The organism is Pectobacterium wasabiae CFBP 3304, from assembly GCF_001742185.1.
GTDB classification, from domain to species: Bacteria; Pseudomonadota; Gammaproteobacteria; order Enterobacterales; family Enterobacteriaceae; genus Pectobacterium; species Pectobacterium wasabiae.
Window position 1 is genome coordinate 1,191,628 of record NZ_CP015750.1, and the last position, 17,079, is coordinate 1,208,706.

Genomic DNA, 17,079 nt, shown 5'->3' on the forward strand with positions numbered 1-17,079 from the left:
GACGTATCTGGGAAACCGTCAGGAGAGTACCTCCTGACGGTGATTAAGGCTTACGGGCGGGAAACAAAACCGACTGCGTCGTAGACTTTCTTCAGCGTTTCCTGTGCACGAGCGCTGGCTTTTTCAGCCCCTTCACGCATCACCTGTTGCAGGAAAGCCTCATCGTTGCGGAAACGGTGATAACGTTCTTGCAGCTCAGACAGCATACCGGATACGGCATCCGCCACCGCGCCTTTCAGGTGACCATACATCTGGCCGTTAAATTCCTGCTCCAGCTCTGGGATGCTTTTTCCCGTCACGCCAGACAGAATATCTAGCAGGTTCGATACCCCGGCTTTATTTTTCACATCATAGCGAACGACTGGCGGCTCATCGGAATCCGTCATCGCGCGTTTGATCTTCTTCACCACCGCTTTCGGATCTTCCAGCAGTCCGATAACGTTATTGCGGTTATCGTCAGACTTGGACATCTTCTTGGTCGGCTCCAGCAGCGACATCACGCGGGCACCCGATTTCGGAATAAACGGCTCTGGCACTTTGAAAATGTCGCCATACAGGCTGTTGAAGCGCTGCCCGACGTCACGACTCAGTTCCAGATGCTGCTTCTGATCTTCGCCCACTGGCACCTGATTCGTTTGGTACAGCAGAATATCCGCCGCCATCAGTACTGGATAATCAAACAGGCCGGCGTTGATATTCTCTTCATAGCGCGCGGATTTATCCTTGAACTGCGTCATGCGGCTCAGCTCGCCGAAATACGCGTAGCAGTTCAGTATCCAGCTCAGTTGGCTGTGCTCAGGCACGTGCGACTGAACAAAAATAGTGCTCTTTTTCGGATCAATGCCACAGGCCAAATACAGCGCCAGCGTGTCCAGCGTTGCTTTTCTCAGCGCCTGCGGATCCTGACGTACCGTAATGGCATGCAAATCCACAATGCAATAGATGCAGTCGTAATCATCCTGCATGTTGACCCACTGACGTAACGCCCCCATGTAGTTACCAATGGTCAATTCACCAGACGGTTGCGCACCGCTAAATACAATGGGCTTGCTCATACTAAGGGTTCCTGATTGTGTGAAGAAGACTGCCCGATCAGAGGCAAAATATCGGCAAAGCGATCCAGAACGATATCCGGCTGACTCAGCTCGATCGCTTCACCATAGTTATAACCATACGTCATGCCGACACTGCGGCAACCCGCCGCCTGCGCGGCCTGAATATCATTGCGGGAATCACCGATGAACACGAGTTCGCTCGCGCGTAATCCCAGCTTACCCAGCACCAGATAGAGCGGCGCAGGGTGAGGTTTTTTCACGATGACGTCATCGCCACCGATGATCAGTGAAAAATAGTCGCCGATCCCCAATCCTGACAGCAGCGGCGCAACAAACGGCGTGGGCTTATTGGTCACCACGGCCATCGGAACCCCTTGCTGTGCCAACTGCGCCAGCGTCTCTTTTACCTGTGGGAACAGCGTACTACCGCTATCCACCGTCTGCGCATAATAGCGATCAAACCGCTCACGCGTTTCCTGATGACGTACTGCCGTTGGCTCAACGCCAGCCCAACGCAGCGCACGTTCAACCATCACGTCAGCACCGTTGCCGATCCAGGTTGCAACACGGGCTTCGCCCGCAGCAGGCAATGACTGTGCCACTAAGGCCTGATCGATAGCCGCCGCCAGACCCGGTGCGCTGTGAATCAGCGTACCGTCCAAATCAAAAGCCAACCCGCGAACCGCGGTTAATTCAGTCATGTTTCGTCCTTGAAATTTCATTACGCATTTGATCGATAACGGTACGGTAATCTGGATGACCAAAAATAGCCGATCCCGCCACAAACATATCCGCGCCCGCTTCCGCAATCGCGCCGATATTCTCCACTTTTACTCCGCCATCGACTTCCAGTCGAATGTCGTAACCGCTGTCGTCGATCAAGCGACGAACCTGACGCAGTTTATCCAGCGTGCTGGGAATAAAGGACTGGCCGCCAAATCCAGGGTTAACCGACATCAGCAGAATGATATCCAGCTTATCCATAACGTAATCGAGATAACTTAGCGGGGTCGCAGGGTTAAACACCAGCCCAGCTTTACAGCCGTGATCTTTGATGAGTTGGAGTGAACGATCGAGATGATCGGTGGCTTCGGGATGAAAGGTAATGAAACTGGCTCCCGCATTGGCGAAATCGGGAATGATACGATCAACCGGTTTCACCATCAGATGAACGTCAATCGGCGCGGTAATGCCATAATCGCGCAGGGATTTCAGGACCAGCGGGCCAATCGTCAAATTCGGCACGTAGTGGTTATCCATGACATCAAAATGCACCACATCAGCCCCGGCAGCTAATACGTTCGCGGTATCTTCACCAAGACGGGCAAAATCAGCCGACAAAATAGACGGCGCGATTAAAAACGGTTTCATTCATTTCTCCAAACGGTAAAGTCTGAATGCCTGCGGGTAACCTCACTCTCGGCTAATGACGCCTCTCAGACGGCATTAACCGATTCACCGCGCTCTGTTTGCCCAAACGGTATTACCGATATAGGGCTAATAACTCGTTTACTTTACTACGCCCTAAAATATTACGGCTAATTGTTCTGCGCGCTTTAACAACATAAAGCACAGCTTCCTGATACCACTCGCGAGTTAGCAAGGTGTCATGATTGGAAATCAGCACGGGAATCTGGCTTTCTACTGACAAGCGTCGGGCCAACTGCGCCAAGCTCTGCTGATCGGCACGACTGAAATTATTGGTGTGGTAGGCCGTAAAATTCGCGGTAGCAGACAGCGGTGCATAAGGCGGATCGCAATAAATAACCGATCCCTTCTCTGCTTTTTCCAGCGTGTCCTGATAATGCTCACAAACGAAGGTGGCATTTTGTGATTTCAGAGCAAACCAGCGAATCTCTTCTTCAGGGAAATAGGGCTTCTTATAACGCCCGAAAGGAACATTGAACTCACCGCGCATGTTGTAACGGCACAGGCCGTTATAGCAGTGGCGATTCAAATAGAGAAATAGCAGCGCGCGCCGATAAGCATCGCTGCAAAGGTTAAATTCGTCACGCAGCAGGTAAAACGCCTCAGACGTGTTCACTTCATCTGTAAACAGTTTACGGGCGTCGAGAACAAACTCATCAGCATTCGATTTGACGATATTGTACAGGTTAATTAGGTCGCTATTAATATCAGCCAGTATGTAGCGCTCATATTCCGTATTCAGAAACACAGAACCCGCGCCAACAAAAGGCTCAATAAGACAGTCTCCTGCGGGTAAATAGCGACGAATTTCTTCTACCAGCGGATATTTACCACCAGCCCATTTTAAAAAAGCGCGGTTCTTCTTCATGCCGTCGTTAGTTACTCATACGTTTCAGAGCCGCGGATTGTACTCTGTGTCAGACAGCACATCAGGGCTAAAATTGGTGTTACTTATTCAAGTCCTGCTTCACCTGACGGATCGGCTTAACCCATGGTTTTTTCGCTTGTATCTCTGCAGGCAGCGTAGCAATCGCCTGTTTCGCCTCCGCAGAAGAAGCATAGACTCCGGTCACTAACACATACCAGGATTTTCCGTCTCGTTTCGTTTCATACACCCATGAATGGGCGAGGTTGTGTTGTTTCGCGTAGGCTTTCAGCGTATCCGAGCGCGAAGCGCTGCTCAGTTGCAAAGTAAAGTGGCTGGCTGGCGCATTCTGTACGGAAACATTCTGCCCGGCAGTCGCAGGCACCGCTTTTGCGTTAGTCGCAGGTTTGCTCGCTACTGGCGTTTTTGGGGCGCTGTTCGCGGCAGGCTTAGCGTTGTTGGCGTGTGCAGGCGTCGCATTACTGTGCGTATTTTTAGCTGACGATGTCGCTGACGTTTTTCCTGCTGGAGCCACCGTTGCAGGTGCCGTCGGCAACGTCGAATTTCCTGACGCCCCCTGAGAGAATTCGCTCACGCGCCCTTGCTGTTGCGACAATGCATCGGTGATATTACCCGGCAGCTCAATACGCTGCTGACCTGCCACCGGTGGTTGAACCTGCGCATCTGTTGGCGTACCAGAAATCGGTGGGGCACTTAATGTTTGAGGTGACATCGGTGCAGGTGCTTGTCCATGACCAACATCACCGGGAACCGCAGTAGGGTTCTCGCCCTGTGAAGAAGGTTGCGAGCCCTGTGTCATAGAAGACGATGAAGAGAGATCAATATTCCGCTCTCCACCCGCTTGATTCTGCGTCTGTGGCGTTTGTGGTTGAGAAGGGGCCTGCAAAGCAGAGCCGATACCCACGATCAACAGCACCAGCACGACAATCCCGATACCAATCATCAGGTGTTGTCTGGAAAGCGCGATTTTTGGTACCGCGAAGTTGCTGCTTTTTTGCTGACGAGTAGGTCGACGGTCACTGGTATCAGGCTTCAGCTCATCTTCCGGCTTGAACTCATCCATTTAACATCTCCCCACTAAAAAGCTCAAATCCGCCATACGATCGTCAAGGCGAATCATTGAATCGTAACGCATTGTATTTTATTAACCATAACCCATCAGGGCGTGTCTGTCGTTAATACTTATCTTTCATAACTGCCAGTTTTTCATAACCCGACAGCATTATGTATCAGGCTTGGCAATCCGCTATTGAGGCCAACACCATGTCATGCGCAACGCCACCGCGGACTTCTGATTGACCAATCGCTGTTGGCAACACCAGACGTAGCTCACCTGCCAGCACTTTTTTGTCACGCATCATGTGAGGAAGATAGGCTTCAGGCGTCATTTGCGTCGGGCCGTTCACTGGCAGGCCAGCGCGAACCAACAAAGACTTGATGCGCTCGACGTCCGCTGCGGAGAACTGCCCGAGGCGACGTGCCGTATGCGCAGCCATCACCATGCCTGCCGCAACTGCTTCGCCATGAAGCCAGTTACCGTAGCCCATTTCAGCTTCAATGGCATGCCCGTAAGTATGGCCCAAATTGAGCAATGCACGCATGCCACTTTCACGTTCATCAGCGGCGACCACTGCCGCTTTGATTTCACAGCAGCGTCGAATGCAGTAAGCCAGTGCGTCATGCCGTAGCTCACGCACTGCCTCAATGTTTTCTTCGAGCCAAAGAAAGAAATCGCGATCCAGAATAATGCCGTACTTAATGACTTCCGCCAGCCCGGATGACAATTCCCGTGCCGGTAAGGATTTCAGGCAGTCCAAATCGATCACAACCGATACGGGCTGATAAAACGCCCCGATCATGTTTTTACCCAACGGGTGATTGACGGCGGTTTTACCCCCGACGGAAGAATCTACCTGCGATAACAGCGTTGTCGGAACCTGAATAAACCGGACGCCGCGCTGATAGCTGGCTGCGGCAAAACCGGCTAAATCGCCGATGACACCACCGCCTAAGGCGACAATCGTCGTATCACGACCATGTGGCTTCGCCAGCAGCGCAGTAAAAACCTGATCCAGTACGGTCAGCGATTTGTATTGCTCGCCATCAGGTAAGATAACCTGATCGACATGCACGCCATTGTTTTCCAGCACACCACGAACGCGGTCAAGGTACAGAGGGGCCAATGTCTGGTTAGTCACCAGCATGACCTGCTCCCCCGCTTTTAACGGCATAAAAGATGCCGAATCATCAAATAATCCGGCGGCTATCGTAATGGGATAACTGCGTTCCCCTAGTGTTACGGTAATTCTTTCCATGCTCGTTAAACAACCCGTTCAGATCCGCCCAATGCGGATTAAGGTATGCTCTTAGTTGCTTTCCAGCATATTGATAATCTGGTTAGCAACGACCTTGGCACTTTGCTCGTCAGTCCGAATGGTAACATCCGCGATTTCTTCATAAAGCGGGTTCCGCTCTTTCGCCAGTGCTTCCAATACTTCACGTGGAGGGGTTTCAACCTGAAGTAACGGACGTTTCTTATCACGCTGCGTGCGGGCCAGTTGCTTCTCGATTGTCGTTTCCAAATAAACGACAACGCCGCGCGCGGAAAGACGGTTACGCGTCTCACGTGATTTGACTGAGCCACCGCCTGTCGCCAGTACGATGCCTTGCTTTTCCGTCAATTCATTAATGACTTTCTCTTCACGATCGCGGAAGCCTTCTTCGCCTTCCACATCGAATACCCAGCCCACATCAGCCCCAGTGCGTCGCTCAATTTCTTGATCGGAGTCGAAAAACTCCATATTGAGTTGCTGAGCTAACTGACGGCCAATAGTGCTTTTGCCGGCACCCATAGGCCCAACCAGAAAGATATTGCGTTTCTCTGCCATGTTTTTTGGTATTACTAAGACAATTCGTTAATGATAACCCGCCCCGCCAATCAACCCAGCGGCGGGACCTAAACTGAAACCTCATGAGCGATAGTGCGAGAATCAGACAAAAAATTATCTCAAGACTCAGGGTAGTTTGGCAACCGAATAAAATGTCACACCGACCACAGAGGGTCAATGCAGTATGTTTTGTAGACATTTTCGGTGGAACAACACTTCAGTGCTCAATTCGCTAACCCTTGTAAGCTAAATCCGCCGCAGCGTCAAACTCATAAGCGCTGAACGTGACAAAAATATTGCGTCCCATCTGCAAAAAATCACAGTACAACATCAGAGCGCACCTGGGTTTGCTCACGATGAGGCAGGTATCAGCGTCGGTGTAATGAAAATAACCAATTCTCGTCGCGTATGCTGCTGAGTATGGTTTCTGAACAGATGACCAAATACGGGAACCTCACCCAATAGTGGCACCTGACTGTCACTATTCTTTTTTTGCTGCTGGAAAATGCCGCCTAATACAATAGTTTCTCCATCAGCGACCGTCACCTGAGTTTGGATTTCCTGTTTATCGATCGCTAATGCTTCGCCATTATCGCCCTGCTTAATCGTCTGCCCCGGCATGTTTTGACTGATTTTCAGGTTCAGCGTAATGCGTCCGGCACGCAGAATATCGGGCGTCACTTCCATGCCAAGCACCGCTTCTTTAAACTCGATGGACGTCGATCCGCTGGCACCGCTGGAGACCTGATACGGAATTTCCGTTCCCTGCTTAATACTGGCAGTCTGCTGGTGTGCGGTAAACAGGCGGGGGCTGGCGATAATTTCAACCTGGCTTTCCTGCTCCAGCGCCATTAGCTCCAAATCCAGCAGACGACCATTCAGTCGTGCCAAATGGAACCCTGCATTTACCGCTGGCGTGTCTACTGGCAGGCCAACATTAAAATTGTTCAGCCTGAGCGCCTTGTCCGCCGCGTTTCCTTCCCCCAGCCCCCAGTTAACGCCCAACGCCTGTAGGTGTTCGCTGCTGATAGTGACAATATGCGCTGCCAGTTGTACCTGCGCTAACGGCAGATCGAGCTCCTTTAACCACGGTTCAAGCTGTGCCAACGCGTCTTCCGTATCGCGAATCAATAAGGTATTCGTCCGTTTATCCACGGTTACGCTGCCACGTGTAGAAAGCAGAGCCCCACGCTGAGCCTGAACGCTGGCCGCTACGTCGGCCACATCAGCATACTGCAACGCGACAGAGAGGTTACGTAGCGGCAGTTTCTGCGCCAACTCCACCATACGTTCGTCCTTTTCCTTCTGTTGGGACGCAAGGTGCTCGGCAGGGAAAACCAGCAGCACGTTTCCGTTGCGCTCGACGCTAAGTTTTCCCATACGTAAAACGATATCCAGCGCTTGCTGCCAGGGAACCTCTGCCAGCCTCAGGCTCAGATTTCCCGTCACGCCCGGCGCGATGACCACATTGAGCTGTTGGTGATCGGCTAACGCCTGTAGCACCTGGGGTATCGGCGAATCCTCAAAAGCCATCGATACCGAAGACTCAGCCTCGACGTGATACGGCACAGCGAGAAGCAGTAGCCAACTCAACGTCGCCACGCGACATAATATTCTTATATTCATAACCTTCCTTGTTATCGAGATAAGTGGTTGTTAAAAATAAGGGTCGATAGGGACGTTTCACTTATCCTTTGGCCTATTAACAAATGGCGAATCCAGCAGCAGGCTATCCGGCAAGCCATCACAACCGGCCTCACGCAACGTCGGAACAAGCTTGGCACCGGATTTATCCAGTTGACTGACCGACCAGTTTCCAGGGGGAATGACCTCGCCACTGGTTAGCCTGACCCACCCCATCTCTGGTTGTGCCAACCAACCAATCCAACGCTCACCAGAACCAATCACGCCCTTTAGCCGCCACGCTGGCAAGGTCGCCGAGGTCTGGCAACGTGCCACGTTCAGAGGATGAAAAGGGTCGATACGCGCTACGGTTTTTTCTGCCTGCACGCTATGCAGCACGAACAACAACATCCATGCGATACGGCAGATTGTCTGGCTCATTGCGCCACCTCCGGCCCGACCAGCGATAATTCAACCTGTAACCGTGGCGCTTCCGACGATAGCGCTGTTGGTACGGCATCAGGCTTTATCGTCAACTGTGCAATTCGCAATACATAGGGCAGCGTGGTCAATTCACGCAGTACCTGCAATACCCCCGTGTAATCCGCGCTAAATGTCAGTTGCCAACGTTCTTGGTGGGGCGTTTCTGCATAACGGGAAGCTGGCTGCCACGACAGCAGAGAAGCGCCCGCCTGCGATAAGGGTTTGACGAGTAGCTGTGCCAGCCTGTCGGACTGAAAGGAATTGCGTTGCGTGATTTTTCCCGCTAACTGCGCTCGTAACACCGACAGTAACGGCATCGCGTCTAGTTTTTGTTGCACCGCTTGTATACCCAGACGCGCCTGCACGGTTTGCTCTTCTATGCCAATCACTGCTTGCCGGACGTCATCGATAAAGAACCAATCTGATAGCAGCCCAACGGTGGCGACAAACGCCAGTTGAAGGACGACCTGCTGCCAGAGCGGTTTAGTGATGAGCCCTGGCCGATTCGACACAATATCAAGCATGATTTTTTGATTAATCATGATCATCCCCTTGTAGGGCATCAGTAGCATCACGCCAATCAGCCTGTAAGGAAAAACGTAGCCCGTTATCCACACCGTGTTCTCGGGACGTGCGCAGCAGTTGTACGCGTTCAACTGCAACATGGCGCAATAACGCGTGTTGGAGCGTAATGATGTCGTGATAGTTTTCGCTCACGCCTGTAAGTAACAGATGCGATCCACGATCGACAATTTCTGTCAGCCACAGGCGCGCAGGCATCATGCCAGCAAGCTGATCTAGCAAATGAAGATTGCGAAGATTGTCATGCAGAATTACCGCCTCTGTACGTTCTTGCACCTGAAAGCGATGCAGCGTTTCCCGCGCGAGGTGAGTTTGCTGATACAACGTGGTCAGTTGCTGCTGTTGCGCCAGAACCGCATTGAGCCCATCCTGCGCACGTTGTTGTCTGTGCTGCCAAAACAGATGACTTGCCGCAATAAGGCATAGCATCAACCCCGTCTGTAGCCACAATAGCCCTAACCAGCGACGTGCCCGCTGACGCATCTGAGTTTTACGCCAAGGTAAAAGATTAATCAGCAGCATGGTCAGGCATCCTCAGAGCGCAACGCCAACCCACTCGCGATCGCAAAAGCCGGGGGAAAACTCGGTAACGGCGGCTGCATGTGGCTAAACACCGTTAACGGCGACCACAGCAATAGTTCGTCAGTACGCTGGCAGACTAAATCGGGCGAGACGCTGGAGCAATAGGCTATGCTATCGACATCATGCTGATAGCGAGCGCTTACAACCGATACGATATCGGCTTCATCATTCAGTTCATCAAGGTGTATTACGCCCGAGTGAAATGCGTGGCTCAACGGGGATGCCCACAGCCAACCATCCAACAGGCGATGCAGAAACAGACGGTTGGATTCAAGTCCGGCCAGTTGTGCCATGGTTCGAAGCGCGCATGTTGGAACGTCAAGGACATCAGGACGTAGCCCCGCGCTCTTAAAGCATGTCAGCCATTTGTCGATTTCCTGTAAGCGTGCAGCCGTCACCAGCAGTGAACCCTGCGCCTGTGGATCTTCCCGATAGTCTATCGCCAGCGATTCCCGGCTAATCGGCAGCTTACGAGCCGCCATGGTTTCGATATAGAGACTACGTTCTGGCTCCTGTAAACGCCGGTCGGGCAGCGGTAAATGCTGCTGCAAAATCGACTGCACAGGGAACCCTACCCGCAGCGAAATATGTTCAGGCAGTAAACGACGCCATGTTCGTAAGGCCTCACAAAGCACCTCAGTATGGTGTAGACTACCCGTGTGCAACGTATCGTCCGGTAGTGGATATTGCCACCAGTGACGAAGCTGCCAACCGTAGCGGCGACGCTGAACTGCCAGAGCGCGCATGAAGCCGTTCTGTATATCTAACCCAACCCGCCAGATGTGATAAGCCATGTTTAACCCGATTTCCTTATCCAATAAACGTATCCACAGTGCTGGGTTATCTTTATACTAGCGCCCGATTGTTTATAAACTGTCCAAACGCTACTGAATGGAAAATCCCAGGTGAAGTTCGTAAAGTATCTATTCATCCTTGCAGTCTCTTGCATTCTGCTGGGAGCTGCCTCGATATATGGTTTGTACCGCTATATCGAACCCCAACTGCCCGATGTCGCCACGCTGAAAGACGTTCGGCTACAAACGCCAATGCAGGTCTACAGCGCCGATGGTGAACTGATCGCTCAATTTGGTGAGAAACGCCGTATCCCGCTCAAGCTGGACCAGATTCCTCCTGAGTTGGTGCATGCTTTTATCGCGACCGAAGACAGCCGCTTCTACGATCACCACGGTGTCGATCCCGTCGGGATTATTCGTGCCGCCTCTATCGCGCTCACGTCTGGTCACGCCTCTCAAGGGGCGAGTACCATTACGCAACAGCTCGCCAGGAACTTCTTCCTGAGCCCAGAGCGCACCCTGATTCGTAAGATCAAGGAAGTGTTTCTGGCTATCCGTATTGAGCAGTTGCTGACCAAAGATGAGATCCTTGAGCTCTATCTGAACAAGATTTACCTCGGCTATCGCGCCTATGGCGTTGGCGCAGCGGCACAGGTTTACTTTGGCCGCCCGGTTGATCAGTTAACGCTGAGCGAAATGGCGATGATCGCTGGTCTGCCGAAGGCGCCATCGACGTTCAACCCGCTCTATTCCTACGATCGTGCCGTTGCCCGCCGCAACGTCGTGCTTGCGCGTATGAAGGATGAAAACTACGTCACGCAGTCGCAATACGATGCGGCGCGTAACGAAAAGCTGGTCGCGAATTATCACGCGCCTGAAATTTCGTTCTCCGCACCGTATGTTGCAGAAATGGCACGGCAGGAGATGTTCAAACGCTACGGCGAAGATGCGTACAACGACGGTTATAAGGTCTACACAACTGTCACCAAAAAATTGCAAACTGCCGCACAGGATGCATTGCGTAATAACATTCTCGCCTATGACATGCGCCACGGTTATCGCGGCCCAGGCAAAGTGCTGTGGAAAGTGGGTGAAGGCGTTTGGGATCAGGCAAAGATGATTGCCGCCCTGAAAGCGTTGCCGGTCTATGGCCCGCTCTCTCCAGCCATCGTCACCAGCACAACGGCAGACAACGCCATTGCAATCCTGTCTGACGGCAGCAACATCGCCTTGCCGATGGCGGGTATGCGCTGGGCACGCCCCTTCCGTTCTGATACACAGCAAGGGCCAACGCCGAAGCGTGTAACGGATGTGGTGCAGACAGGCCAACAGATTTGGGTGCGTAAAGTGAACGATGCCTGGTGGCTGGCACAGGTGCCGGACGTCAACTCTGCCATCGTCTCACTCAACCCGAAAAATGGCGCAATAGAAGCGCTGGTTGGCGGCTTTGACTTTAACCAAAGCAAATTCAACCGTGCAACACAGGCGCTACGTCAGATTGGTTCCAACATCAAACCTTTCCTGTACACCGCGGCGATGGACAAAGGTTTAACGCTGGCAACAATTCTGAACGACGTCCCCATCACCCGTTGGGATGCAGGTGCAGGATCTGACTGGCGGCCGAAAAACTCCCCGGCAACCTATGATGGTCCGATCCGTTTGCGTCAGGGGTTAGGCCAATCTAAAAACGTGGTGATGGTGCGCGCCATGCGCGCGATGGGTGTCGACTATGCGGCGGAATACCTGCAACGCTTTGGTTTCCCGGCGCAGAATATCGTCCATACCGAATCGTTGGCGCTGGGCGCGGCCTCGTTTACACCGCTACAGGTTGTACGTGGTTATGCCGTCATGGCAAACGGCGGCTATCTGGTCGACCCCTATCTGATTAGCAAGATAGAGAACGAAGTGAGTGGGACGGTCTTTACCGCGACGCCGAAGGTAGTCTGTGATACCTGTAATCTACCGTTGGTCTACGGTGATACGCCACGTTCTCCAGTGCTAGCAACCACTAACGTTGAAGATGTGGCCACGTCAAACGAAGCACCGCCGTTAGGTCTGCCGCAGCCGGAACTGGAGCCTGTTACACCAGAGGCCGCACAGCAAAGCGCAGCACAGCCTTATGCACCGCACGTTATCAGTACCCCGCTGTCATTCCTGATTAAAGACGCGCTGAACAGCAACGTCTTTGGTGAACCAGGTTGGATGGGAACGGGCTGGCGCGCAGGTCGTGATTTAAAACGTCGTGATATCGGCGGTAAAACCGGTACAACAAACAGTTCCAAAGATGCCTGGTTCTCCGGTTATGGCCCGAATCTGGTGACCTCAGTCTGGATCGGCTTCGACGATCATCGCCGCGATCTGGGTGCCAGTAGCGCATCTGGGGCCATCAAAGATCAGATCTCCGGCTATGAAGGTGGCGCAAAATCGGCCCAGCCTGCATGGGATGATTTTATGAAGGCCGCGCTGGATGGCGTACCGGAACAACCACTGACCCCGCCGCCTGGCGTCGTCAGTGTGGTCATTGACCGCAGCAGCGGCAAGTTATCCAGCGGTGGAGGGAACAGCCGTTCTGAATACTTCGTCGAGGGTACGCAGCCGAAAGAATATGAAGTGCATGAAGTCGGCACCACGCTGATGGATAACGGACAAAGCGAAGAACTGTTTTAGCCAGCGTTCGATGACGTTACGCAGTATAAAGAAGGCACCAGAAACGGTGCCTTCTTGTTTTGACTATGATGATGAATCAGGAAATTAGCGGGGTGTACGGCGCAGCCAGTCGTGAGCCAAAAACAGCGCACTGACATTACGCGCTTCGCGGAAGTCGGGCTCTTGTAGCAGCGACATCATATTGTCCACCGGCCAACGGACTTGCGGCAGGGGCTCCGGCTCATCACCTTCCAGACTCTGCGGGTACAGTCCGCGCGCCACCACAATATTCATCTGGCTGGAAAAATAGGAGGGAGCCATGGTTAACGTCGCCAGCAGATCCATCTTCTCCGCCCCGAAACCGACTTCTTCCATCAGTTCGCGATTCGCCGCTTCAAAGACCGTTTCACCGGGATCGATTAGCCCCTTGGGGAAACCCAGTTCGTATTCCTCAATGCCGACAGCATATTCACGGATCAACAACAGTTCATCATCAATGATCGGGACAACCATCACCGCCTGCCGACCGCTTGAGCGCATCCGTTCATAAACCCGGCGTACCCCGTTGCTAAATTCAAGATCGACGGATTCCACATTGAACAAGCGCGAACGCGCTATCGTTTCCACCTTGAGGATTTTAGGTTTTTTCAGGTTATGACTCATTGATGCCCCCAGAGAGTTACGACCAGAACGGCACCTTAGCCCAACGCGCATGAGGGGCTGCGTTTATCGCAACCTGAACACGACATGCTGTTGAATAAGAAGAGATCGTAAATATTCTTTTTTGATTCTATTCACATTGTGCGTTAACAGTCACCTTCGCTGCAACTATCGTGACGATGAATTTACGTGTGGGCAACATGCAGGACACATCCTGTATGAGAAACCACCGCCATAAGTCAATAACTTAAAAAAAATAGGATTATCCTCATTCAAGAGGCATTTTTTGCTTGTTACTATCATCACCTTATGCGATTAATTCTATTCGTAATTACGTTATTAATCTAAGAAAACAACGCCATACGGGTTATCATCGATTGTATAATTTTGTTAAACTCCGACGGAAACAAGGAGCATCGCGTTTTGGAATGGAGATGACATGAGCACAATATTTACCCTATTGGCGATATTGCTTGCCTGTCTGATCGTTATCGGAGGTCTTGTCGGCTACCGTATGCGACGCCGTTTCCTGTCCGCTCGCCCCTTACCTGTTTCGCAATCGCTTCCCCGTCGGTTAACTGAAGATGAACGGATCGCCATTGAGCGTTATCTGGCTCAGGAAAACAGTCAACAAACCACGCCGCTTGATATCCCCAATGCACAGCCAAAATTGCCGCGATCTCTGCAAAGTAATCGGGTGTATCCCATCACCCATACCATTACACGCTACGGCCTGAGCACCGATGCTCAGAATAAGTGGCGTTATTATATCGATACTCAGGAAATTCATCTGCCGCCCAATTGGGAACAGTTCATTACCGAAAACAACACCGTCGAACTAATTAAGACACGCTCGATCCCGTTGGTCATTTCCCTAAACGGGCATTCGCTAACCGAATGCCTCGACGAGCGTCCACTGGCTCCGCTACCGGCTGAAATCCCAGTGCCAAATGCGTCTATCCGTCAAGAAGGCAGTGAGCATGCGGAGTTGGTTACCATCCGCAAAGAAACGCGTGAAGAACACGTCATGCACCACTCCAGAGGGTTGAAAGAAACGGCCGTGCTCTGCCTGTCTTTTCTACTCCTGTTCATCAGCCTGAATAGCCCTATCGCCTTACTCCCCTGGTTGATTGGTACTGCAACGTTGCTGGTAGGCTGGAGTCTATGGCAGCTTTTCCGATCGCCGTCCGCCCAGGAACTGCGGGATGTACATTGCCTTCACGGCACTCCGCAAGGCTTGGGTTTGTTTGGAGAATCCAATCAGGGGCCGCTCGGCAATATCTCACTCGGCAACATCGATCTGATCTACCCGCCTCACTGGCAGCCCTATATCACACAGGATCTAGGGCGAAAAACAGACGTAGATATCTATCTCAACCGACAGGTGATCCGTCAAGGTGAGCACCTTTCACTGCATGATGAAGTGAAATATTTTCCGCTACAGCGCTGGGGCCGGAATCTGCTGCTGGCCGCAGGTTCACTGCTCAGCCTGATGTTGCTAGTCACTAACGTGCAGCTTGAACTGCCGTTAAAACTCAGTCTGGCTTGGCTTCAAGGCGCACAACACATTGAAGTAACGCAAGTCAGCAATCTGGAAAAAGCCCAACTCCGTATTGGTGACACGCTGGCGGTTCGCGGCAACGGCATGTGTTATGTGCCAGCAGGCATTCACCCTGTCTCCGCACCATCGCCCTATGCATTCAGCCCTTTCGATTGCTCCGCGATTTACTGGAACAAAGCCGCACCACTCCCACTGCCGGAATCCGAGACAATTGAAAAAACGTCCGCCTTGCTTAAATCCGTCAACAGCCAACTCCATCCACAAGCGGATAAAGAAGGTCAGGTCAATTCTCAGCTAGCGTCCACCATCCAGAAATCAGGGCTGATTCTGATGAAGAACTTCGCCGATGTCGTCCTGAGAACACAAGATTTGTGTAAACAGGAAAACGATTGCTCCCGCCTGAAAAATGCGCTGGTGAATCTGAGTGACGTCAAAAACTGGAATACCTTGGTGAAAGATGCCGATTCCGGCAAGTTGAAAGGCATGAATGTCGTGTTGCCCGCCGTCAGCGCAGAAACACTCGAATCATTGGTCAACAGTTCCACCGATCAATTCTTCTATCAGGAAATCAATAATGCGGCAGAGTCGCTGAACAGCCCGCCACCCGGTGGGTTCCTGATCCGCAGCGACGAAGGCCGGCAGTTCGTTAATCACCCGCTCCCTCCCATGCCGCTCAATGAATATCGTCCATCAGATCAGTGGCAGGAACTTCAGCGGCTTTCAGCGATGCTGCTGCATACGCCGTTTAATGCCACGGGTGTTATCACTCAACTCAATACCGATGCCAACGGAACGCAGCACATTAGCCTGCACAGTGAACCCGATGTCATTACCGTCTGGCGCTATCTCGGCAGTTGCCTGCTGCTGCTGCTCTTTTCCGCGACATTTATCATTAATGCAGTTCTGACCGGAATTAAAATACGCAGAAGCCAGAAACGGGTTACCGATATTCAGCGCTATTACAGCTTACGCTTCAATATGATGGCGGATTCATTCCCGGATAATCGTCCTCTACTCCCCCGCTAACAGCATCGTGCCCTCTCTACGATTATGCTAACCTAGCGGAATCGATTTCTTGTCACTATTGTCACTATTGCATTGCGCGTCTCCTGCTTCATCACTCCTATGGCACGGCGCGACATCTGGAGTCGTTATGAACCCCCACGTTAACTGGCACGACATCGACACCGTGATACTGGATATGGATGGCACGCTGCTCGATCTGGCGTTTGACAGCTATTTCTGGCTTAAACTGGTCCCGCAGTCGCTCAGTGAAAAACGTCAAATCAGCCTTGAACAGGCACACCAACTTATCCAACGAGAGTATCAAGCCGTTCAGCACACGCTGAGCTGGTACTGCTTCGATTACTGGACGGAACGTCTCGATCTGGATATCTATCAGATGACGACAGATATCGGCACGCGTGCCCGATTGCGCGACGACACCACGCCGTTTTTAGCGGCGCTGCGTGAGTGCGGTAAAGAGACAATTCTGCTAACTAACGCCCACCCGCACAGTCTGGCGGTAAAAATCGAGCATACGGGGCTGGATCAGCACCTTGATTTATTGCTTTCCACCCATACTTATGGGTATCCGAAAGAGAATCAGCGCTTGTGGCAGGCCGTACAACAGCAAACCGGTTTCGACCCCGCCAGAACCCTGTTTGTGGATGACAGCGAACCGATTCTGGATGCCGCGAAAACCTTCGGCATCCATTACTGTCTGGGCGTGCGTAATCCAGATTCTGACCAGCAGGAGAAGGCGTTCCAGCAACATCCGTCAATGAACGACTATCTTGCGCTGCTACCGGCTCTGCGTCACTCCGTTAACGCAGGATAAATCAGGTGGCCTGAGGGGGAAACATGGTGATGAGGTTCCCGCAGGGATGCC

The 17,079-nt window shown here is 52.2% G+C and carries 16 protein-coding genes; 3 read left to right on the plus strand and 13 right to left on the minus strand.

Features of this window, described 5'->3' with window-relative positions:
• Positions 1–50: 50 nt before the first annotated feature.
• The 12 genes from trpS to pilM form a co-directional block, all read right to left on the minus strand.
• Positions 51–1,055, minus strand: a complete 1,005-nt coding sequence (trpS, locus tag A7983_RS05405; protein ID WP_005969469.1) for a tryptophan--tRNA ligase — start codon at positions 1,053–1,055, stop codon at positions 51–53.
• Complete coding sequence (locus tag A7983_RS05410; RefSeq protein ID WP_005969467.1) at positions 1,052–1,756, minus strand: phosphoglycolate phosphatase; 705 nt, start codon at positions 1,754–1,756, stop codon at positions 1,052–1,054. The genes trpS and A7983_RS05410 overlap by 4 nt, the downstream gene beginning before the upstream one ends.
• On the minus strand, positions 1,749–2,426 hold the full coding sequence (gene rpe, locus A7983_RS05415) for a ribulose-phosphate 3-epimerase (protein ID WP_005969459.1): 678 nt from the start codon (positions 2,424–2,426) through the stop codon (positions 1,749–1,751). Before rpe ends, A7983_RS05410 begins: the two co-directional genes overlap by 8 nt.
• 112 nt (positions 2,427–2,538) lie before the next feature.
• On the minus strand, positions 2,539–3,351 hold the full coding sequence (dam, locus tag A7983_RS05420; protein ID WP_005969457.1) for an adenine-specific DNA-methyltransferase: 813 nt from the start codon (positions 3,349–3,351) through the stop codon (positions 2,539–2,541).
• 79 nt (positions 3,352–3,430) lie between these two features.
• Positions 3,431–4,432 carry an SPOR domain-containing protein gene (locus tag A7983_RS05425; protein WP_005969455.1) on the minus strand — a complete coding sequence of 334 codons (1,002 nt, stop codon included), beginning with the start codon at positions 4,430–4,432 and terminating at the stop codon, positions 3,431–3,433.
• A gap of 166 nt (positions 4,433–4,598) precedes the next feature.
• On the minus strand, positions 4,599–5,684 hold the full coding sequence (gene aroB / locus A7983_RS05430; RefSeq protein ID WP_039478754.1) for a 3-dehydroquinate synthase: 1,086 nt from the start codon (positions 5,682–5,684) through the stop codon (positions 4,599–4,601).
• A 51-nt stretch (positions 5,685–5,735) separates the two neighbouring features.
• On the minus strand, positions 5,736–6,257 hold the full coding sequence (aroK, locus tag A7983_RS05435; protein ID WP_005969451.1) for a shikimate kinase AroK: 522 nt from the start codon (positions 6,255–6,257) through the stop codon (positions 5,736–5,738).
• 351 nt (positions 6,258–6,608) lie between these two features.
• Positions 6,609–7,883 carry a DNA uptake porin HofQ gene (gene hofQ, locus A7983_RS05440; RefSeq protein WP_005969445.1) on the minus strand — a complete coding sequence of 425 codons (1,275 nt, stop codon included), beginning with the start codon at positions 7,881–7,883 and terminating at the stop codon, positions 6,609–6,611.
• Positions 7,884–7,940: 57 nt separating this feature from the next.
• Positions 7,941–8,321, minus strand: coding sequence for a HofP DNA utilization family protein (locus A7983_RS05445; protein WP_005969444.1), 381 nt, complete (start codon positions 8,319–8,321; stop codon positions 7,941–7,943).
• Positions 8,318–8,905, minus strand: a complete 588-nt coding sequence (locus A7983_RS05450) for a hypothetical protein (protein WP_039478759.1) — start codon at positions 8,903–8,905, stop codon at positions 8,318–8,320. Before A7983_RS05450 ends, A7983_RS05445 begins: the two co-directional genes overlap by 4 nt.
• The gene (locus A7983_RS05455) at positions 8,898–9,467 is read right to left on the minus strand and encodes a PilN domain-containing protein (protein WP_005969440.1); all 570 of its coding nucleotides are present in this window, start codon (positions 9,465–9,467) and stop codon (positions 8,898–8,900) included. Before A7983_RS05455 ends, A7983_RS05450 begins: the two co-directional genes overlap by 8 nt.
• Before the next feature lie 2 nt (positions 9,468–9,469).
• Complete coding sequence (gene pilM, locus A7983_RS05460) at positions 9,470–10,321, minus strand: type IV pilus biogenesis protein PilM (RefSeq protein WP_005969438.1); 852 nt, start codon at positions 10,319–10,321, stop codon at positions 9,470–9,472.
• A 111-nt stretch (positions 10,322–10,432) separates the two neighbouring features.
• On the opposite strand from pilM, the gene mrcA reads away from it, so the two are divergent.
• Positions 10,433–12,988, plus strand: a complete 2,556-nt coding sequence (gene mrcA / locus A7983_RS05465) for a peptidoglycan glycosyltransferase/peptidoglycan DD-transpeptidase MrcA (RefSeq protein WP_005969435.1) — start codon at positions 10,433–10,435, stop codon at positions 12,986–12,988.
• Between the two features lie 84 nt (positions 12,989–13,072).
• On the opposite strand, the gene nudE is transcribed toward mrcA, so the two are convergent.
• Positions 13,073–13,630: an ADP compounds hydrolase NudE gene (gene nudE / locus A7983_RS05470; protein ID WP_005969434.1), complete on the minus strand. Its 558-nt coding sequence runs from the start codon at positions 13,628–13,630 to the stop codon at positions 13,073–13,075.
• A 436-nt stretch (positions 13,631–14,066) separates the two neighbouring features.
• Between nudE and A7983_RS05475 the strand changes: the two genes are divergently transcribed.
• The gene (locus A7983_RS05475) at positions 14,067–16,214 is read left to right on the plus strand and encodes an intracellular growth attenuator family protein (protein WP_005969433.1); all 2,148 of its coding nucleotides are present in this window, start codon (positions 14,067–14,069) and stop codon (positions 16,212–16,214) included.
• Between the two features lie 127 nt (positions 16,215–16,341).
• Positions 16,342–17,028 carry a GMP/IMP nucleotidase gene (yrfG, locus tag A7983_RS05480; protein WP_005969431.1) on the plus strand — a complete coding sequence of 229 codons (687 nt, stop codon included), beginning with the start codon at positions 16,342–16,344 and terminating at the stop codon, positions 17,026–17,028.
• Positions 17,029–17,079: the final 51 nt, after the last annotated feature.